This window comes from Lactobacillus hominis DSM 23910 = CRBIP 24.179 (assembly GCF_000296835.1).
GTDB lineage: Bacteria > Bacillota > Bacilli > Lactobacillales > Lactobacillaceae > Lactobacillus > Lactobacillus hominis.
This window is the reverse complement of sequence record NZ_CAKE01000004.1, coordinates 91044-111904: the sequence shown is the minus strand read 5'-3', so window position 1 is coordinate 111904 and position 20861 is coordinate 91044. Positions and strand designations below refer to the sequence as shown.

The 20861-nt window shown below is 37.2% G+C and carries 23 protein-coding genes; all 23 read right to left on the bottom strand.

Annotated elements, in window-relative coordinates; all coding sequences use genetic code 11:
- Window positions 1-3: 3 nt before the first annotated feature.
- The 23 genes from BN55_RS03740 to BN55_RS03635 all read right to left on the bottom strand — a co-directional run bounded on the left by BN55_RS03740 (window position 4) and on the right by BN55_RS03635 (window position 20848).
- Window positions 4-7323, bottom strand: coding sequence for a phage tail tape measure protein (locus BN55_RS03740; RefSeq protein ID WP_008470473.1), 7320 nt, complete (start codon window positions 7321-7323; stop codon window positions 4-6).
- 28 nt (window positions 7324-7351) lie between these two features.
- Complete coding sequence (locus BN55_RS09720) at window positions 7352-7504, bottom strand: Protein of unknown function (protein ID WP_008470470.1); 153 nt, start codon at window positions 7502-7504, stop codon at window positions 7352-7354.
- Window positions 7505-7557: 53 nt separating this feature from the next.
- Window positions 7558-7971, bottom strand: coding sequence for a hypothetical protein (locus BN55_RS03730; protein ID WP_008470467.1), 414 nt, complete (start codon window positions 7969-7971; stop codon window positions 7558-7560).
- A 72-nt stretch (window positions 7972-8043) separates the two neighbouring features.
- Complete coding sequence (locus BN55_RS03725) at window positions 8044-8295, bottom strand: hypothetical protein (RefSeq protein WP_040469212.1); 252 nt, start codon at window positions 8293-8295, stop codon at window positions 8044-8046.
- On the bottom strand, window positions 8264-8920 hold the full coding sequence (locus BN55_RS03720) for a phage tail protein (RefSeq protein ID WP_008470462.1): 657 nt from the start codon (window positions 8918-8920) through the stop codon (window positions 8264-8266). Before BN55_RS03720 ends, BN55_RS03725 begins: the two co-directional genes overlap by 32 nt.
- Window positions 8920-9303 (bottom strand): hypothetical protein, encoded by a 384-nt coding sequence (locus tag BN55_RS03715; protein WP_008470461.1) that lies wholly within the window; start codon window positions 9301-9303, stop codon window positions 8920-8922. The genes BN55_RS03720 and BN55_RS03715 overlap by 1 nt, the downstream gene beginning before the upstream one ends.
- Window position 9304: 1 nt before the next feature.
- Entirely contained in the window at window positions 9305-9745 is a 441-nt protein-coding gene (locus BN55_RS09555; RefSeq protein ID WP_008470459.1) for a hypothetical protein, read from the bottom strand.
- Entirely contained in the window at window positions 9738-10103 is a 366-nt protein-coding gene (locus BN55_RS03705) for a phage head closure protein (RefSeq protein WP_008470458.1), read from the bottom strand. Before BN55_RS03705 ends, BN55_RS09555 begins: the two co-directional genes overlap by 8 nt.
- Window positions 10104-10105: 2 nt before the next feature.
- Entirely contained in the window at window positions 10106-10465 is a 360-nt protein-coding gene (locus BN55_RS03700; RefSeq protein WP_008470457.1) for a head-tail connector protein, read from the bottom strand.
- Window positions 10466-10467: 2 nt separating this feature from the next.
- A complete protein-coding gene (locus BN55_RS10215) occupies window positions 10468-10560 on the bottom strand; it encodes a hypothetical protein (RefSeq protein WP_260319454.1) in 93 nt (30 codons plus the stop codon).
- Between the two features lie 278 nt (window positions 10561-10838).
- Complete coding sequence (locus tag BN55_RS03695; protein WP_008470456.1) at window positions 10839-11987, bottom strand: phage major capsid protein; 1149 nt, start codon at window positions 11985-11987, stop codon at window positions 10839-10841.
- Window positions 11984-12784, bottom strand: coding sequence for a head maturation protease, ClpP-related (locus tag BN55_RS03690; protein ID WP_008470455.1), 801 nt, complete (start codon window positions 12782-12784; stop codon window positions 11984-11986). Before BN55_RS03690 ends, BN55_RS03695 begins: the two co-directional genes overlap by 4 nt.
- Window positions 12717-14048, bottom strand: a complete 1332-nt coding sequence (locus tag BN55_RS03685) for a phage portal protein (protein WP_008470454.1) — start codon at window positions 14046-14048, stop codon at window positions 12717-12719. Before BN55_RS03685 ends, BN55_RS03690 begins: the two co-directional genes overlap by 68 nt.
- A gap of 24 nt (window positions 14049-14072) precedes the next feature.
- Entirely contained in the window at window positions 14073-14378 is a 306-nt protein-coding gene (locus BN55_RS03680) for a hypothetical protein (RefSeq protein WP_008470453.1), read from the bottom strand.
- A gap of 101 nt (window positions 14379-14479) precedes the next feature.
- Complete coding sequence (locus tag BN55_RS03675; protein WP_236699144.1) at window positions 14480-15187, bottom strand: DNA-methyltransferase; 708 nt, start codon at window positions 15185-15187, stop codon at window positions 14480-14482.
- Window positions 15188-15240: 53 nt separating this feature from the next.
- Window positions 15241-17037, bottom strand: coding sequence for a terminase large subunit (locus BN55_RS03670; protein ID WP_008470449.1), 1797 nt, complete (start codon window positions 17035-17037; stop codon window positions 15241-15243).
- The gene (locus BN55_RS03665) at window positions 17015-17461 is read right to left on the bottom strand and encodes a phage terminase small subunit P27 family (protein ID WP_162129588.1); all 447 of its coding nucleotides are present in this window, start codon (window positions 17459-17461) and stop codon (window positions 17015-17017) included. Before BN55_RS03665 ends, BN55_RS03670 begins: the two co-directional genes overlap by 23 nt.
- A gap of 241 nt (window positions 17462-17702) precedes the next feature.
- On the bottom strand, window positions 17703-18038 hold the full coding sequence (locus BN55_RS09715; RefSeq protein WP_040469210.1) for an HNH endonuclease: 336 nt from the start codon (window positions 18036-18038) through the stop codon (window positions 17703-17705).
- A 564-nt stretch (window positions 18039-18602) separates the two neighbouring features.
- Entirely contained in the window at window positions 18603-18857 is a 255-nt protein-coding gene (locus BN55_RS03655; protein ID WP_008470447.1) for a hypothetical protein, read from the bottom strand.
- 19 nt (window positions 18858-18876) lie between these two features.
- Window positions 18877-19623 carry a hypothetical protein gene (locus BN55_RS03650; protein WP_008470446.1) on the bottom strand — a complete coding sequence of 249 codons (747 nt, stop codon included), beginning with the start codon at window positions 19621-19623 and terminating at the stop codon, window positions 18877-18879.
- A gap of 25 nt (window positions 19624-19648) precedes the next feature.
- Complete coding sequence (locus BN55_RS03645) at window positions 19649-20074, bottom strand: hypothetical protein (protein WP_008470445.1); 426 nt, start codon at window positions 20072-20074, stop codon at window positions 19649-19651.
- Between the two features lie 36 nt (window positions 20075-20110).
- Complete coding sequence (locus tag BN55_RS03640; RefSeq protein ID WP_008470444.1) at window positions 20111-20347, bottom strand: hypothetical protein; 237 nt, start codon at window positions 20345-20347, stop codon at window positions 20111-20113.
- A 102-nt stretch (window positions 20348-20449) separates the two neighbouring features.
- Window positions 20450-20848, bottom strand: a complete 399-nt coding sequence (locus BN55_RS03635) for a hypothetical protein (protein WP_008470441.1) — start codon at window positions 20846-20848, stop codon at window positions 20450-20452.
- Window positions 20849-20861 lie beyond the last annotated feature (13 nt).

Below are 20861 nucleotides of genomic sequence, written 5' to 3'. Positions count from 1 at the left end.
TCCTTAAATATTACTAAATCCTAAATTGCCTTTAAATTGAGCTTTAGCATTTTCTCTTCTTGAGTACTTAGATAAACCACGAGCCATCTTACGTCCATCAATATTAATTGAAGTTTCAACGTATTGGTCACCAGTTACTAATTCGGTAAGCAAAGTGATCAATTGATCTAATTTTTCATTGCTTACTTTACGTTGCTTGTTAGCTTCCAATTGTTGAATGGTGGAGTTATTAGTAGCATCGCCTTTCATGTCAGCAATTATTTCTGACATTAATTGGAGAGCGCGTGGACGTTTTTCCAAGCTAAGCGGAATAATTGCTTCAGGATTATTTCCTTCTGAAATTTCAGCAAACTTATGAGTGAATGAGTAGCCACCATTAGCAAATCTTCTGTGACCTTGAGGGCCTGAATGTAACCAATCCATCTTTGGCGTTCCCCAAATAACAGTTGGTCCAATTGAATTTGCCCAGTCAGAGTTATTGAAGAATGCTAGTAATTGATCATAAGCATTCATTCTATTTGTATGTCCCGGCATAGCAAAGGCTCTAAATGTTCCCGGCGTGTATTGTAAGATACCACCAGCTTCATTACCGCCAGAGTTCATGTCATGAATTTGTTGCATAATAGAGCGGTTTCCTGATTCGCTCATGATTACTTGCATTAATTTTCTAGCGAAACCAGCCGGTAATGATACTTTCATTGCTCTAGCAGCACGTTCAATTAAGCCAATAGATGCGGCACCAGCTTTAATATCGCCTAAGCCTGAATCATCAGCTTCTTTCTTGAACTTGTTTTTAATAGATACTAAGAACGCATTCGCCATAGCTCCACCAAAGTCTGCAACAACTTGAGAGCCATTGAATTTAGCCTTACTGTAGAAAGCTTCTTTCAAAACTTTAAGTGGATTCTTGTCGATGCTGTCAAGCATCTTGTCAATCTTCTCAAAGTCTTCTTCAGTACCATCGGCATAAGCATAAATGCCGTGCTTAGACATCAATCTATATGTATCATCCCCGTTTATTACCTTCGTGCCTTTAGGTGCGTTTGGTATAAACGTATCTTTTTGGTCAAACATAGTCCAAGGCTTACCAGGAAACTTAACAAGTTCTTTCCAGTGTGGCTTTTTACTGTCGTTAACCAGCATATGACCACCCGGATGTCCCTTGTCAGTACCGTTAGCATATTTGATGGTAGAAAGCTTCTTATCTCCACCGAATTCGCCAATAACAGCATTAACACCACCGATACCTCGGTTCATCCTGCTAATAACCGAATTCATAGCACTGGATGCATAACCAGGTAGTTTGTTCATACCATTACGGAATAAGTTAAGTACTTGATTAATCCAGTTCTTCCATCCGCTCAAGAAGGTTTTTGAAAAACTTTCGCGTCTACTTTGAATAGATTTAAAGTTGCGGTAAGTATAGGTATCAGCTTTATCCAGCCCTTTTTGGACAGGCTTAGCAATGTTGTCCCACAAGTCTTTCCAGCTCTTGTTAAACGAACGCTTAAAACTAGTAAGTGCCTCTTTAATATCTTTAACCGCATCAGAGAATAATGTAGCAAAATTTCTACCGGATAATGATTTTTCAGCATATTCAGCTTGTTTCTCCATTTCTTTACCAAATGGATATTTCTTCATTGCTAGATATAGATTTCTGACTTCAGTTGTGATATTTGAAATTGAATCTGTTTTCTTACTCTTAAATAAATTAAGGGCACTATCGAATTTCTTTAAACTAATTGACGCTTTTTCTAGTGGCTTGCCTAAGCCTTTGACATAGCTAGCCATCTTCTTAAGTGGTTTATTGATGTCATTTAAAAGATTGTCTAATGATTTAGACTTACTCTTGCCAGTACCGCCTTGTAAAGCTTTAACAAAGTCTTTTATCTTGGTAACAACACTATTTTTACCGCTAGTTTTGAGAGCTTTATCTAAAGTCTTAAAGCCATCAGCTAAATTATCAAGAGGATTATTCTTCTTGGATTTACCACCAAAAGGTTTCATTGCTTTACTGAAAGCAACTACAGGCTTTTGTAATTGCTTAAATGAAGAAGCTACATTTTTAAGTGGTTTGTTTAAATCAGTAAATGCACTAGCAAGTCCAGTCGTTTGTTTTTTACCTTTACCCTTACCACTTGTAGCGCCACCCATAGCTTCAGATAATTCTTTTAATTCATTAGCTAGAGTATTATTTTTTTTGCCACCAAGAGCTGACTTTAGAGCTTTTAATCCATTTGCCATTTCGGTTAAAGGATTCTTCTTTTGTGTTCCTCCGCCAATCTTATTTACCGAAGAAACAAAGCTTGAAAATGGCTTATCCATAGTCTTGAAAGCAGAAGCAACAGAGCCAACATACTTAGAAACCTGCTTTAGACCATCAGCAAATCCCCAGTTCTTTTTACCTTTACCACCAAAAGCAGTAGATAGGGCATCAAGTTGTGATACAAGACCGCCTTTAGACTTTACATCACCTAAAGCAGATTTAAGGCTCTTCAATCCATCAGCAATTGTTGTAAATGGATTAGTTCTTGAATTGGTAAATTGTTTTGTCGATTTAGCTAAGGAATAAAATGAACTAGATACATGATCTAGTGGCTTATCCATAGATTTTAAGTAACTAGTTATATCCTTAAGAGGAGTTTTTAATCCATTTAAGAAAGATGAAAGCTTAGACTTTTTAATTGAGCTTGCTACGCTGTTAAGAAGATTACCAATCGAGTTCTTACCACGAGTAATGTGATAGAACTTCGTTTGCATTTTATCTAGCCCATTACCAATTTTTTCGAAAATTGTACTTTTACCAGATATCAACCTTTTAGCTTGAGTAGCTAGGCTCTTAAATGAGCTTGCAAGAGAAGAAAGAGATTTAGGTAAACCTTTAATTTTGCTTTGAAGCTTACTCAATGCATTTCCAATAGAACTAATGTTACTAATTAGTCCGGATTTACCCTTACCTTTTCCACTAGAAAATGCACTATTTAGCTTTTTAAGACCATCTTTAATCTTGCTTGCATTGTTCTTCAAAGCAGAAGCTAATTTTGGCAGGTCTTTAGTAAGCGCACTAAACCCGTCTTTTTTAGCCATTGAAGCTGTAAATTTGGCTAAAGTACTAAATGCTTTACCAAGCTCCTTGATTGGGCTTATTGCTTTCTTCCAGCCTTTAGTTTGCTTGATAAGTCCAGAATTAATCGCTTCTAGTTCTTTAGTTGGATCACTCTTTTTAATTGCACCCTTAAGTTTTTCAAGAGTTCCAATATAATCTTTAACAGCTTTATTCATTGCTTTAATATTGGCAATGTCTGTCTTAGAATAGTTGTTTCCACCTAAAGATTTAATCTTTTGCGATGAAGGGGTCTTTGACTTGGTGGATTTTGATTCTTTGGGTTTTTTACCACGGAAAGTTTGATCCCACCAATCACCCATTCCGCCCCAGAATTGATTCCAACCTTTTCCAATACTCTTAAAGTCCATACTCCAATCGTGCTTTTTTACACCTTTGTTGAACCAACTTTGAAAGCCTCTGGCAAATTTACCACCAGTTGGACCAGCTACTTCTCCAATTTTTGATCCTAACATACTACCAGCAATTGTCCCGAATGGACCTAAAGTGGTTCCTAAGGCACCGCCAATTAAGCCACCAGCAGAACTACCGATACCTTTCCACTTTTTATCAGGGTTTTTTTCACGTAAGGCAGAAATAAGATCGATGGCTGAAAATGCTACATTAGCAATTCCGCCCATCTTGCCAAACACGCCTTTTGCCATTCCAGTTAGTTTAGGAAACTTAGTTGCGAATTTGCCTATAAGTCCTTTACTCCCCGCTTCACCAGCTTCCGTTGCGGCGGGTGTAACTCCCTTAAACCAGTTTTTAGGATTAAGGGAGTGTGGAATAGCTTTTATCTTCCCTAATACACCAGTGGATGCTTTAGCACCTGCCTCTGCACCAGCTTTACTTGCGCCTTTAAACCAATTCTTAGGATTAAGCCATTTAAATAAGCCTTTGAATTTACTCCAGAATCCTTTACTTGCGTCGGCTCCTGCTTCTTCCGCGGCTTTAGAACTGCCCTTAAACCAATTCTTGGGGTTGATTTTTGATGCTTTCATTTTCTTGGTAAATGAACCATTAAATGTTGAAGCCCATTTATCACCTAAGTTGGCCATAGTTTGGATAGGACTCTTAATGAACTTACCTATACCTTTAATTGGAGCAACGATTGCCTTTACTAAGCCACTACCGATTTTGGCACCGACTTTATAGATTCCTTTGAACCATGTAAGAGGATTGATGTAGTGACCGATTGTCTTAAGAGACCTTAAGAATTTTGCTTTAAATGCTCCTCCGGACTTATCGCCTAGATTTGCCATTTTTTGCATTAAATTGTCGGTAATATTACTTGGAGAAATAATACTTAAGAGTTTCTTACTCCATCCTATAAATTTACCTAGCCAGCCTTTTTGCCAGAAACGGGCATGTTTAGCTCCCATTTCTTCAACATCTTTAGCAATCTTTGCGCCATTACCACCTTTGGCAGAAGCTACGATGTCTACGGTATCAGCAACTTCACTTGCTACATCAGCTGTCTTTTCGGCTTTAGAAGCAGTTTTAACCTCCTTAACTGGTCCATTGCCCGCAACATCAGTTGCAATATCAGCAATATCTCCAGTGGTTGAATTTCCATTGCCACCTGTAGGTTTGGTATTTTGTCGGTCAAGTTCAATCTGTTCTTTGGTAAGCTTAATTGATTGCTCTTGCAGTTCAATCAACTTTTGCATGTAAGCATTACGTTCGTTTACATACTTGTTACCCTTAACCCAGTCTTTGAGTTTGCCTAGGTCTTTACCAATTGCAATTGTTCCTTGGAATGCTTTTTTTAATGCAGCAAGAGGAACAGCTAATACAGCTAATGCGCCTACTGCTATACCTACAAATTTAGCAACAGGATTATCTTTTTTGCCACCACCTAATTTCTTATCTAGCCAGCCGATGAAATTTCTAATTGGAGTCGTAACTGTTTTTAAGAAGTTAAATGCATTCTTAGCGCCATCAACTACTCCGCTAAAGAAGTCCATGATATCTTTGGTATGATTTGCAAGATACTGTGCAAATCCTTTCGCCGCACTAGTCATACCATTGATAGCTTCTTTACCCTCTTTGGAAACCGTCCATTTAGAAAATGCTTCTGTAACAGAGTTAATTGCTGGCAACATTTGTTTACCAACGTTAATAGCCATGTCTTGGAATGTCATCTGCAGCTTCTTCATCTGCATTTGAGTAGTCTGCATGTTCTTTTGGGCTAATTGGTGAACATAACCTTGTCCCTTATTGGCTTTTTTAACTTTTTGAACTAATTCACCTAGATCTTTATTCGATTGAGCTAAAATAGCACCAGCTTGTTGACCAGTTGTACCGAATAAACTATGGAAAATGTCCATTTTTTCAGCTTGAGTAAGCTTTTTCTTATCCATAGCGTTTTCAATCTCTTTGAAGATCTGTGTGACTGGCTTTAATTTACCAGCTTGAGTTCTAAAATCTTTGGTAGAAAGGCCGATACTTTGTAAGGCATCACTCGCTCCCTTAGTAGGACTAATTAAAGAGTTCAATACTTTACGTAACCCAGTACCAGCACGAGTTCCTTCAACACCAGCGTTTGACAATACACCTAAAGCCGCTGATGTTTCTTCAACACTAAGCCCAGCTTGTGAAGCAGTTGAAGATACGAAAGACATCCCTTCGCCTAAGTCCTTGAAGTCTGTCGCCGTCATATCAGCAGCATAAGCCATGGAGTTTAAAACCCTTTTGGTGTTTTTAGACATTTGTGCGACATTATCAGTACGTAATCCAAATGCATCTAATGCACTAGAGGCATTGTTAACAACATCTTCGAAGTCATCACCAGTAGCTCTTGTAGCTTCCAGCTCTGACTTCATAGCACCTAAAGCCGCTTTAGAATCATAACCACGTTTTACTAAGTTGGTATATTGTTCTGCAATTTCTTTTTGAGACAACCCATATTCTTTAGAATATTTGGATGCATCTCTTTCCATCAGCCCAACATTTTGTACGGCTTTTCCTGCGCTTTCGCCACCAGTAACTAATAGGTTTTTTATGTTAACCCATTGAGTCTGCATGTCAGCAGCCATTTTTGTAGCTTTGCCGACACCAGCGCCAACGGCGGTCATTCCTGCACCAGCAGCAACTAAACCACCTTTTAAAGAAGAAGCCCACTCCCTAGTATTGGAAGTGGACTGTTTGAGTCGTTGATTAAATTGTGAAATTGATTGACCAAAGCCTACTACTTGGGCTTTAGCATAACTAAACTTAGTGTGACCTAAAGCATTATCAAGCGTACGTAATTTGGCAGAAGCCGCACTAGCTTTTTGAGCTTGCTCACTGTACTCTTTACTTACGTTAGAAATACGTTCAGGAAAGCCACTAAGAACACGTTTTTGTTTTTCATAAGATTCATTTAAACTATCAAGCTTTGCTTTGGCTTTGGAAGCTTGTTGGCTTTCAGCACCATATTTTTGGGTTGCCTGAGTTAATTCATTTTTTGCTCTTGTGCGAGCAGAGGTCAAGGAGGAAAGTGTGGCTCTCTCTTGTTTGTATTTTGTAAGTAAGCCTGATTGCTTAGTTTCTAATTGACTTAGAACTTCTTTTTCTGCCTTATATTGCTTTGATAAAGCTTCTTGCTCAACTTTAAGTCCCCGAATACCAGTTCTATTAGCTTTAAAATAATTACCACTTTCTCTAAGACTAGTAGTAAATGATTTGTTAGCTTTAGTAATAGCTTCGGTTTCTCTACGATAGTCATATAGACCAGTTTTCATACGCTCTAGCATTTCACGAGCTTTTTCTTGCTGTTGTCGTGTTTGAGCTAAGCCAGCATCGTAGCGGTCAAGTACCATTTTTGCCTGACGGACTTCATTGCTATAATGCTTTAAATCTTTTTGAGCTTGGTCATATGCTTTAGCGGCTTTCTTTACTTGGTCACTATTTTCTTCGTATTTCTTTTTAGCATCTTCAAGATTGGCTTTTTCTTCTCTTACAGAATTTTGAGCTTCATCAAGTTTGGTTTTATAGTCAGAATATCTAGCCGATAATTCATTAATATTATGTTGATATTCTTTGATGATGTTAGCAGACTCTTTTAACTTAAAATTATAAGCTGATAGTGTACCTTCGCTTGCTTGGAATTGTTGAAAACCAGTACGCATTTCGTTTTTAAGAACTTGCATAGCTTGTTTCATACCACGTAAGTTTTTCATAACACCACGGTCTTGCAAATCCATGACGAAAGTATAACCATCAATTACAGGCATATATTTTTACCTCCTTTCTCTTTAGAAATTACAAAGCACCAAGTTGCCGAGCAATATCAAGAGGATTACCTACTCTATCTTGTGGTGACTCGGCTCTTTGTGCTGAAATCCAATTAGACATTGATTGACCATAAAACGCATCAGGCATTACGCCTTTTTCGTTAAGCAATTGTTGTGCCATATAATCAATGTCTTTTATTAATTGTTGTAATTGCCAAACGATTTCTCTTCTAGCTATTTTGGGTCTTGTTCGTTACCTTTTTCACTAACGTCGCGTTCTGGTACTTGACCATTTACACTATTAATGGCTTCCTTAAGACGTTCAGTTGATGGAACAGTCATATCACAGAATTTATCAGCTAATTCTTCATAGAATTTAGTAACATCTGATCTACTCATGTTGTCCAATTTCTTAACTCCTTTTGCATCAAGACCTAAGATACGAGCAACATTTTTCTTAACATATCGATTAATAAGTTCCCCATATTCAATAAAGTTCATATCTGGGTTTTTCTTTTCTTCCTTATCGATAGCATTTAACATATCAATTAAGCTTTGAGCAACAATCTTTACATTGTTGTAAGTATCGATAAGTTCATAGTTTTTGCCTAAAGTATCTTTTGCATCAAAATTAACTTTTATTGCCATGTATTTAAAATCCTCTCTTAAAATTCGTCTCACATTTCTCGTCTCTGTCCGCTATTAAAATGTTTTTATTAATTATTCAGTTGCGTGATCTGAATTGTTAGTTGCTTCTTTTTGGTCAGAAGAAGCTGTAGATTGTGCTTTTGCATCATCATTTTCTTTATGATCTTCTGATTGATCTGGAGTAGTTTCTTTATCAGGATCATTAGATTTGTCAGCTTTATTTTCTGATTTATCTTTATCTCCAGTTGGTATAGTTTCTGTACCACTAGGTGTGGTAGTAGATGGATTAGTATTAGGCTTTACTCGGGGTACCTGATTGACCATCAGTAGTGGTTCCACTATCAGTTACCAAAGTTTGACCTGGAAATACCAAATCAAACATTGCCTTAGCATTAAAGCCTTCATTCTTTTCCCAAAATACTGCGTAAGGCTTCTTGTTGAACTTGTCGTATGACAAAGCTGTGAAAGTTAAGTTGTCATCTTCACGAGTTTGTGCAGTATCAGTGTTAGTTTGCATATTTTGAGTAGCTTGAGTTAAAGTACCTCTACCAAAGCACCAATAAATTTTTGAATGAGTGATAGGGTCTACAGAAACACCAATTAAACCAATTTCTTGAGTTTCTTCTCCTTCAGTCCAACCACCGCCAGTTAACTTTTGACGTCCTAACAATTGGTTAAGTTTGATTGGGTTAACCATGTTAGAGTCAATTGCTACTTGGGGAGCAGCTGGGCCCTTAGAGATATCTACAACTTCGTTGTTACCTGAAATCTTGGTATTAGTACCTGATAAGTTGGTAATGTTAAAGGTTTTTGAACCTAAGTTGTAGTGTGACTTGTCAGTGTCGATTTCAAAAATACCGGTCTTATCGACACCGTTTTCGCCGGTAATTACAGAACCATCTAAGTCCTTTAGTCCTGCGTAAATAGTTGTTAAACCTACTACGGCCATTAGATATCCTCCAATTGATAATTAAATTTGAGTGTATTTGTGATATTTTGATTATTCGGCGTAATTACATGCCCTCCATTTGAATAGCAAATGTATTTTTGGGTAAATAAAAAAGCCCGAACAGAATGTTCAATGGCTTCCATATCTTTTGTGTAATTTTTCGGATAATAAAATTGAATCTGGAGTCGCCTTCTTTCAAATATCGGTACTCCGTTACCATAGGAGTGACGACCTCCAGGCGCTTCTTGAACCACAATAATTGGTTCAGTTTTCGTTTGATCTTGTGGACTAATCATATAAGCGTGAATATGTTTTGCTTGAATCTCTTCAAGCTGATCCACATTTTGTTTTAGTAATGTGACTACTTTTGCTGCAGGAGTCATACTAACCACCTAGCTTTCGTCTCATTACTTCTTTTGCTGCTTTAACCATTGCAGCAGTTACAACTTTTTCTGATTCATCAGTTGCTTTTTCCCAATAATGTTCACCTTCATGATGCCCATACGGTCCACCATGCTGGTTATATTCTTCCCAACCGTCATTAATAAAGCGAGCAATATAAGCTTTCTTCCCTTCTTTAGAAAAGCCGATTTCTTCGCTACCATCGTATTTATCGTTGGTAACTAGTGTATCTGCCATATGGTCTGGATATCCAACACCATATTTACCAGTAGTTCTATGCTGGTCTATTTTACTTTTTAAGATGGGCTTAAAAGCTTCCATACCTGCTTTATTAACAACAAGACGATCCATTTTAGTCCATCCTCTAGCTAGATCATCAATTTTTTGGTCAAAGTTTTGTTCATTTAAAATTTCACTAGCCATGCTTGGTTACCTCTCTATGACAAGTAACTAAATCAAAACTGTTTGCCGACAGGCCATCATCATATTTAATACTGTCGATTTTGTAATCATTGTCTTCGAAACGGATGGTAAAGTCACTTGTAATATTAGGATTGTGACGAATAAAGAAAACAACAGCATCTTTTATACCAGCACCAGCTAAAGATAATAATTCAGCTTGGCTAATAGACCATTTACCCGCCCATAAAGTATAAAGTGGTAAGAAACTGCTAATTTTTTCTCCCGTATTTGGATTAATTTCGCCGGTTGTGTCATCGTATTTACCAAACTCTAAGCGATATCTCATTCTTGCAATGTTAATACTGGTATGCTTAGTCACTGTTATTCATCTCCTTGTTCGTTAGCTTTTTCTTTTTGATATATCAATAAACGATAATCATCTTTCATAGCATTAATGGTTGAGTTGTACGTATCTTGAATTTCAAAAGTCATTGCAATTGAGCTAGTATCACGGTTGTTATAACTGTGATATACCTTTAGCCAAACTGCATATTTAAAATTCCAATTATTATCGTAAAAATCATCAATTTGTGAGCCTACTTGCCCAATGATGTCCTTGCGAGCGCTCAACATCATCCCTGTAATGATTTCATCTTCTAAATCTCCATCAACCTTACAAAAGTTCTTAACATCATCTAAGTCTTTTGGGTCAACAGTAGTTAATAGAGTTGATATTGACATAATTAAGCACCAGCTTTAGGAATTAGTTTTAACAAATCATCTTTTGTAGCATTGGCTGGGTAAGAAATCTTTTTCTTATCTAGCCAAGCTTTGATTTCAGCGACAGTATTATTGGGAGTTGGGACTGTTTCTACTGAATCAGTTTTTTCATCACTGCCTGTATTAGATGCGTGTTGAGAGGACGCTTCTACGGTCTTTTTACCATCATTACTTGATAAAGTATCAATCTTTGAAGCGTCATCCTTCTTATCATCACTAGGTTTAGTGGATGGATCAGTTGCATGTTTGTTATCCCCGCCTGTAGTTGATGGATTTACAGGTGGTTTTGATGGATTACTCCCCTTGTTGCCACCTTTATCATCTGACGGGGAGTCTATTTTCCCGCGTTACCAGAAGCAACGTCAGCAATTCTAAATGCATTTGCCAACTTGATTTGGTGGTCCATCCATGCAGTCACAACAAAGTAGTTAATACCAGTATGAACATCCTTGTCTTGGTCATATAAGGTATTGATATCGTAGTTGTATTGTGAGTATGAGAAGTCACCGATAATTGGCTTAGATGCTGCATCAGTAAATACAACTGGCTTGCCCAATACAGCTTGTGGTTGAGCACCATATAAAGTAGATGAACCATTTGATAAGGTCTTGATGATTGATAAGTAATCCTTGTAGCTCATTACGATTGTTGCGTTTTCACGATATGATTCGTGTAAATCAGCAACGGCAGAAGTAATAGCATCATATAAGTCCTTGCCTGATACTTTCTTAATACCAACTGAATCATCATAGAAACTCATATGCTTTTCAGCAGCCTTAGTTGGTGCGGGATTAAATGCAACGCTGCGTTCCTTAACTGTTACACCGTTAGACAATTCTTGATTTACATAGTTGTTCAATTGAACGTCTGAACCAAGTAAAACAGTTTCAGACATAGCAACCATTACCTTGAACTTGTTACGAGTGAATTGTACGGTATCACCCTTTGCCTTAATTTCCTTTGCAGTATCTCCATCTTCAATGAATGAATCATCATCTAAAGTAAATGAAAGACGAGGTACTTCAAGATTGGGAATTTGAGTGATTGTTGAAAGACCACGCAAAGCATTCTTTTCTGCTGGTGCAGTGATAATGTTAGTAGATACGGTCTTAGGCAAGAATTTGTTACCACCGGTTTCGTCGTTATCACCTAAAGCTTCATAAATATCTTTACCAACAGATTCTTTTGCCATAGTGTTACGTACTAATTGAGCAAAGGCGTGTTGTTTCTTTTCTTCTGGAGTTTGAGTTGCATTCTTCTTAACTGGTTGTAATGCCGCTTTTTGTTTCTCTTCAGCAATTTCAACTTGTTGTTTTAATGCATCATAACGTGCTTGGTAATCTTCACGTGCTGATTGCAAATCCTTAATTAACTTAGCAGCGCCTTCCTTTGGGCTGGTGGCTGCTTCACTGATTTTCTTATCAGCTTCTTCAACCTTTTGACCGATATCGTAAAGGTTTTGTTTCATTTCAAATAAATTCATCGATATAATTTTCCTTTCAATTCTTGTAATTCGTGAGAAATTTTTTGAGCGCGAAGATTGGCTTGTTCTGCAATAGTTTCAAAGTCCATTTCTTCGTGTTCTTCTGGATTATTGCTTGCTACTGGTTCTTGCTTTTTAGGCTTGTTCTCCTCAGTAGCAAGTTGCTTTGGTATATGCTTGAAATGCTTCATAGCATTGCCATCTAAAACAGCGACTGCTTGGTTTGCAGGCAAGATTTGATCTGCTAAGCCGTAGTTGACAGCTTCTTCAGCTGAAAGCCAGCTTTCGTTATCCATAAGCTTTTGCACTTTGGCTTGATCTATCTTTCCATTAGCCTTGTTTACATAAGCGCTAACGCTTAATTGGGTTATCTTGTCTAGTGCATCAGCTTCTTTTCGTAATTCGTTTGCATTTCCAACGACTCCCTCAAATGGGTTATGGATCATAAGCATTGAATTTTCGGGCATAAAAATAGCGTCACCGCTCATTGCGATAACGCTTGCTATTGATGCAGCTAATGCATCGATATATACATTTATTTTTGCTTTATTTTGTTGAAACATGTTATAGATGGCTACACCCTCAAAAACATTGCCACCAGGACTGTTGATGTGTAAATTAATTTCTTTAACATCGCCTATTGACTGAAGTGCATCCCTAAAATCAATGGCTGAAACGCCATCTTCACCTTTAGTGGTTATCTGATCATAAAGATACAAATCAGTTTGATCAGCTTCTTGCCTTACTTCCAGTTTGCTGTTCGTTTGAGTCTTTAGTTTCGTGATCTCCGTCGGCATTTTCCTTTTCACCTCCTTCCAAATTGTTGTTTGAAGTAGGTTGTGGTTCAGCTGTAGTTGTAACGGCATTGATCTTATCTGCTTGCTCTAAGAGCGCCAAATCTTTGCTGAACCATAGTTTGTCCGCATTCTTATCCTTAGCTATAGGTAAATCTTCTAATTTGCGTAGATCATTAGGCGTTGCAATACCATTTCTGATCATCATTTGATAGAAACTAGTTCTGGACTGGGTATCCCCACGCATAAGTCCATTGACATTGAACTTAAAATAATAGCCCCTTGACCGCTGATTCTGCGTAAGGAGCTTTCTATTAAATTCTGATTCATATTGCTTAACAATTGGCAGGAGCGTCATTTCAACAAATTGCGTCATAACACTTTCAGTGCTTTTAGCATTCTGACCTGTCTCACCTAAAAAAGTTAATGGCACGTTATAAACATTTGCTATTTTCTTTTTAGTTATTTCAGTACTTGTTCCTAAATCGCTAGGTTGAAATTTGCCTTCCCAGCGTTCATACTGCATTCCTTGCTCTTGAACAACCGCACCACCATGGTCGTTGACCATTTTTACGAAGTCCGCAATTAAAGCCTCACGTCTCTTAGGATCTAAAGAGCGGTCATATTTAATGATATATGCGTCTTTTTTCTTCATTTCCTTTAAAGAAAAGTCTTTTACAGCTTTATCAAAAGTTAGTGCATTATTCAAAACATCCAAAGGGCTGATGCCATAGTATTCAGATAAAGGTGAAATATGCTTAACATGAATAATTTCTGTATTAAATACTAAGAAATTAAATTGTTGCCCGGTCACTCTATACCAAATTGACCCGTCTTCGATATTTCTTTCTATTGTTACGGTTGCGGTATCAATAGGCCATAAGTTAATTGGCACTCCAGTCTTAGGATCACGCTCAATAAAGATATATCCATTTCCATCAACGTTTCTTGACACTTCTGTAGAATTAATCAACTGATATGAGGAAAGTGAAGGATTAGCTGAACCATTCAATAAGTCAGATGGCGTTTTGTCTACCTGCTGATATTTTTGATATAAGTGGATTGGCAACCCAGCCATGGTATTTGATAAACGGCTAATAACGCTATAGACATCTTCATTCTTTCTCAAAGCACTATAACGTGATTCAGTGAGTCCCAGTCTTGACCATTGAGAAAAATCATAGCCAGGACCAACAAATTTGCTAGGAACAGACTGGGTTTCTTGACGAGGATTAAACACTCGTTTTAAAGATTGTAAAAAGCTCATGTATTCACCCCCTCTCTAGCCTGTTTACTGCAACCATGATGTGAGCTTAGATTTTAAAATATTCAATAAACCAACTTTAGGTTTGTTCTTTCTAAGCATGGGCTTAAGAATAGGCCTGCCCCCTGGTAAGTGAGCAGGTAAATCTATGCTTAAAGAATGATTTTTATTTATAAAGCACAAAAAAATGCAGACCTCTGTAAAAAGAGCTTGTCCGCTTTTACCTTTGCTTTTTCTGGTTTCTGCTAATTTGAACATATGGCTTGAACCATATCTATCATAAAATTTCTGAAAATCTGCTTTTAGCAGTTTTACTTGTTGTCTTCTATTCATAATTCATCTCGATTTGTTTTAATAAGCATGTTGATCTATCATTTAAATAGATCAATCCCCTCACTTATTGGATACGTCCTATCGTGAGGGTTTTTATATGCTTAAAATAAAGAATTATCGGCTTGAGATTTTGCTGAATTAATCCGCTCATTAGCAATATCAAAATACTTTTTATCTTTTTCCATACCAATAAATGATCTATTGAGGTTCGCACAAGCAACGCCTGTTGAGCCACTGCCCATAACGTTGTCTAGGACAGTCATTTTAGGATCGGTATAAGTTCTAATTAGGTATTCCAATAAGGCAATCGGTTTTTGCGTTGGATGAAATCTCTTTTCGCCATTATTTATTACTCCATTAAATCTAATAGTCTTAAGTGGATAACGTGTTCCGTGATTATCAGTTGAATAATTAGTGGTATATTTACCGTAATTCTTACTTAAACCATTATTATGCACATTATATGGCTTTCCGCCTGTCATTTGAGGGTTATATAGTGGTAATTTTTTATAAAAAATGCTGATTGTTTCAGTATTCTTCAAAGGCATACGGTTTGCATTCAAAAAGCCAGTTGGATTAGATTTGATCCATATCCAATCGTAGCGATAGAGCTTTTTATTGCTTATTCTTAGCTCGCTAGCAAAGGGCTCATCGCCAAACAGTGCAATCACGCCGTGTTCTTTGATAATGCGCTCATATTGCTCCCAGAGTTTATTTAAGTCGATAACCGAATCCCATTTATTTTTAGTTGTTCCATAAGGTAAGTCAGCCAAAACCATATCTACTGAATGGCTTTCAACATCCCTCAATAAATCTAAGCAATCACCCTGTTTTAAAGAAATTTTGCTAATTTTTAACACCTCTAATTAAATGAGATAAATCTAGAAATAGGTTCATCACTGTTATCTGGCTCTACTAGCATGTCAATTACGCTTACATGAGCGTCTAATGCGGCTGCAAAGCCATCAATCTTACGAGATTTAGAAACTTTGGTAGGTAGCCAGTTATCGTTTCTGTCTTGTCTTAATCTAACGTTGTTTAAGTACCACTTGAACATTTCTTGTTCATTGAATACTACTTTGCCATCAAGCAATAACTCCTTAAAGTTTTGCATTGGTCCGCCTAAAGTGAAGAAACCCTGACGTACCACTTCGGTAGTGAAGCCTGCTTCTTCTAATTCCTTATTTAGTCGAATAGCCTTAGCAGGGTCGTAATTTATTTGCAAAATGTTGTAATAATCTTTCTTTTCCTCAAACCACTGTAAAACGTAAGAAAAATCGACAAAATCACCCGGAATTATGGTTAATTGCCCTAATCTTTCCCAATTTTTAAGTCTTTCTGGGTTCTTATCACGCTCATATCGTTTCTTAGGAATCCAAGAATGAGACATAATAAAAACACTACCGTCATCAAGAGGAAACTCTAAACATGCAGACGTAAAGTCTTCAGTATCAGAAAGGTCATAACCTCCGATACATTCTCTGTCTAGTAAGCCCTTAACAGGGTAGTGTCTATTGTTCTTTTTAAGTGTTTCAGGTGTAATGAAACTTAATTCATCAGTTTCAGCAAAAATATTAAATTGCTTAGTGATCCAGTCAGCGTACTCTTTAGGCGAACGTTTGTCCTTTTTATAGTCATTTACCATGTCAGCAAGCTGCATAAGACCTAAGTTAGGGTTAGCTTTAACCCACATATTAGGATCATCAGCTTCCTCTGGCTTATCTAAGCTAGCTAAAAAGTAAAATGTACGTTCATCTATATTTTGATCGTAGTTCTCCAAGCAATCTTTACCTTGCTCTATAAAGTCGACTAGTGGGCCGTCTAAGACGTTACCAGCAGTAGTAATATAAACAATCAATGGTTGCTTACGAGTACCACGTGAACGTTTCATAACGTTAATCAAGCTATAGTCCTCGTATTCGTGGATTTCATCGAAAACGCCAAAGTGTAGGTTTTCTCCATCTTTGTTGTTCTTTTCAGCTGACATAGCCACGATTTTGCCGTTTGAAGCAGGAAAACGTATTTCAGAACGGTTTGGTACATAACGTTCCTTTAGCCATTCACTAGCATTAATCATGTTTCGGGCTTCTTCATAAAGAATTGAAGCTTGTTTTTGTGAGTTAGCTAAGAAATAAACGTTTGGGCCTTTTTCTCCATCAAAGCCAACCATATAATCAGCTAAGCCTGATTCCAGCGTGGTTTTACCATTTTTTCGGCCGAGAAATACTACAGCTTCACGAAATCGCCTTACGCCTGTTTCTCGATTTACCCAGCCGAATACACATCCAATAAAAAAATGTTGCCAGGGCTGTAAGACCAATCTATCGAAATCACCTTTTGATGGCTTAATTCTTTTTTCGATAAATCGAATTGGGCGCCAAGCTTTTTCTTCATCAAATACCCAAGGATAATTAGGGTCTTCTTTTGATCTCTTTAGGTCTTTTAAGTGTCTCTCACAAGCTTCTTTAACCTCTTTATTGGTTAAAATGGATCCCTCTTCGACCATTTGAGCATATAAGGTGGTCAGCAGAACTGGAGCTGGCTCTTTTAGGATATGTCCCAATGAGGCTTCTCTCTCTTTCCACTCTTCAGCCCATTTAACGATACCTGCATAGTCGAGATCAAGTACGTTTGTTTTAGAAGTCTTCGTCTCCGTCATCATCGCCTACCTTTTCATCTTTCTTACTTATTGCAAGGGATGCTCTAGCAGCAGGAGTCAGTCCAAGGTCTTTAGCCAGTTTGTCTAACTCGGCTGATAATTTTAATTTCAAAGCAATATCAGGGCTTAATTTACCTGTTTCTTGATTAATACGACCGTATTTAGTCAATCTTCGATCAGCCTTGACATATTCACCCCACAAATCGGCATATCTTGCCAAAGTTGTGATGTCAGCTTCATTCAAAAGGTCAGAATTTTTAAACAGCTCAACAATACGGTTGTATTCCTTTTTCACCACCGCATTAGTTGAAATTGGTATATCCATATTTTGATCAGATACGTGCAATTTCTCTTCTTGCTTAACTCGTCCCTTTAATTGCTCTTTTGTTCTTCTATTTGTATTACCGTTTAGCACTTGTAACATAGCGCTTTGAGCTCTTCTAGGCATAATAAAATTGGTCTACCTCCTTTCTGATGAATTGGGCTATTTTATCACACGTGCGTGTAGCATATTTTATCTATATAGCAAGATTGGTATACCGCCAAAATCGCTAAAAAAACGCTTTGAAAAGCGAATTTATCGTGAAGTCTTGGCCTGCACCGCTCCACCGATGTTGTCATATCAACGTTTTTGACCCCGGGGGGGGTACCTATACGATTTTCGATTAAAAATTGTCCGGGTTTGGTCTAAACGTTTTAACAGAATTGGTATAATTTTTTAGCTGCCTATTTTTTTTGCGCAAATCCATCGGTTTTTCACGGTGTAAAGAGTTGTGACAAGCCGGACAAACTGTTAAAAGGTTATCTAGCTCAAGTTTTTGCCCTTTAAAGGCTCGAATGGGCTTTATGTGGTGTACCGTCGTTGCGAATGTGAGTTTGCCTTTGCGTAAGCATACTTGACACAATCTATGATCTCTATCTAATGCTTGCTTGCGTAGTCTTCGCCACTCTTTGGAGTGATAGAATTCGTTATTATTTGTCTTATACTTGCGTTCTGTCATGATCTAATCGCTTGATATACTTTTCATACTTAAGCAAAATAAAAAGCCTTAAACGCGTTTATAATGCGTTAAGACTTAAGAAGAAAAATATTAAATTTATTTTGCTTTACTTACAAAACTTTATGATACAAATATAACACAAAAATGTGTTCTGATTTTCTCAAATTTTTCTCAAAGCAAAGATACAAAAGAACAACATGTATATAGTGACGTGCTTGCCACCACATGCGACATGACACACACAGTACGTAGATATATACTCACTTGCTTAGCGTGCTTGCGTGTATGTACTTAACTATATACACTTGCTTAATATTACGAATGTATGTTCTATAAATAGGCATAAAAAAAGACCAGCCCACCGAGCTATATAACCTCCGTGAACTGGTCTTATACTTATCTACCTTACTTATCATATAGTATATATATGAGTCTACATACAAAGTATATGCTTGACACAGTAACCAAGACACTTGCTATAGTACTAATCATCACTTACACCTTCTAGCTCTCTAACTCTTGCATCTAGCCACGTTTTGACTTGATCTAACTCTTGCCCGCTTTTTAATTAAAAATCTTCTCTCTAAACTTCGCTAAAACTTTGTTAATTTGCACGTTGTCTATATTTTCACAGTATAAATCTTTTAGCGTCATCCACTCCAAGCCGTTGCCCTCATAGCCTGCCTGCCAATCAATACGGACCTTGTAACAGCCTCTATAGCTTGCATCCCTTTCAACGGTCAAGCTGTCTTCGTTATCAAGGTTTATAACTTGTGTTGCCTTATCTAGTGCTTGTGCTAACTCATCATATACAGTCATAATAATAACCCCCGTTTTTTTACCACACGCCACTTTCACTGGTGTTGATCTTGTCTACTACTTTATAACTTTCCTTGCGCTCTTCATCTTTCTTGCTTGCTGGTGGTATGATGACATCGTCACTCTCTTCATAATCGCTCACAAATTTTTTCTTGCTGTAAAAGGTGAAGTTGTACGTGTCGCCGTTGTCGAAGTCGTTCCCTGCAAAAGCTATAAAGAAGATAGAAACGCCATTTTTCTTGTCTACATAGTTTACACCGTTTTCGAAGTGGAAGGCTTGCACCTTGTCCCCGTCTATCTCGGGTAGTTTCTTAAGCTTGGTACTTTCATCAGTTTCTAGGCTCACACTAGTGGCAAAGCTCTGCCCATCTTCGTTATCGTTCTCCCCGTAGTCGATATATGAGGCGTGTATGCTTTTGATGATAAAGCTATATATATAGCCGTCGCCAAAGTTATCTTCTTTTTTTAGCTTAAAAGATAAACCACGTTTAGTGTCTACATATGTCACGCCCTTTTTAAAGTGGAAGTGTCGGCAAACATTCGAATTCCAAGGGTTACCCGCTGAATGGTCATTTGTATCAGTGGCTAGATCTGGGTAAAAACCAAGTTCGCCCGCTTCTTTTTGCGTTGCTCTTGCCCGGTCCTCTTTAAACTCGTTCGTTATTTCGTCATCTGTATATGTATCAGCTTGTACCACTGGACTTAGTGCACTTAAACCCATACTTAAAATTGCTACACTGCTTAAAATTATATTTTTCAATTTCATTTTTAATACCTCTTTTTTAAAATTTTTAGTATGCGTTAAGTTGTACGCTGTAAACCGAACCCGCTTCAGGATCGCTTAAAAGCTTTAAGTTAAAGTGATACATCGGTTTATAGTAGCTGACTTTAAAGATGTAGTAGTTGCCCACGATGTGAACTGTGATAAGTCTATCTTTACCACTAAACAAGATTAGCTTTTGTTCTTTGTGCGTTTCAGGTGTTGACCAAGCCGCGGTAAGTCCTTTAACACTTCCGTCGGTGTTTTTATCAAGATTGTAAGAAAAGCCGTTTTGTCCGAGTGAATCGAAATTAAGGATAGAGTTATTTTGTTGTTGTGCAACTGTACACCAATCATCGTAATAAGCGCCGTCATTGTCTACCGCTGCATGTGCTTGACTATTTAAACCGAATAATAAACCAACTAAAACAACTAAACTTAATACTAATTTTTTCATTTCTATTTACCTCACTAAATTTTTATTTATTATTTTTTAAAACCACATTGCCTCGTATAAAGCGCCTTGCTTTATACCTTTAACTACTTTACTTAGATAAGATTTTTCGCCGTTGTTCAAGTCTCTTGATAATCCTAAATTCGAGCAGTCCGTATAAGCTCTTGCACATTTTATATAGATAAAATATTCACACGTTTCCGCCCTTAATTCTTGTGCTTGAATTCCGTTACAATATTCACCGACAAATTTTAAAGCCATTCTTTTATAGTCCATAGTTAAAACCCCACAAATTCTCTAAACTTCTTACTTCCGACAAACAAGCCAGCAACAAACGAACATATAATAATTAACAAAATATCTAGCATGCTTGCACCTCTACATTTCATTTAATGCTTCTTTAAAGTATTTAACGTTTTGCGGTGTTAATTCGCTATCAAAATTTAAAAATCCAGGTGCATTGATTAAGCATGTATCAAAAACACGGTTTGCAAGAATGTAGGCTAAAGTGTTTGCTACCTTTTCAGAGTCGGCGTAATCTGTTACCCATTTACCATAGTTTTCTAGGTCAAATTGTTGTACTTCTTTCAGTGCATCGAACACGCCGTATTCTTGTAAAGCTTGTTCTGCTTCTTCATATCCGATAATGTATTCATCAATATTAAAAACATCGTCTAGCACGTCTTGAAATGTGTAGTTATAAATTCCTGTACGTCCATCAAGATTATTTTTAATAGTTTCAATAATTGTTTTTTCAGATAATAAATATTCGCTCATAATAAAAACACTC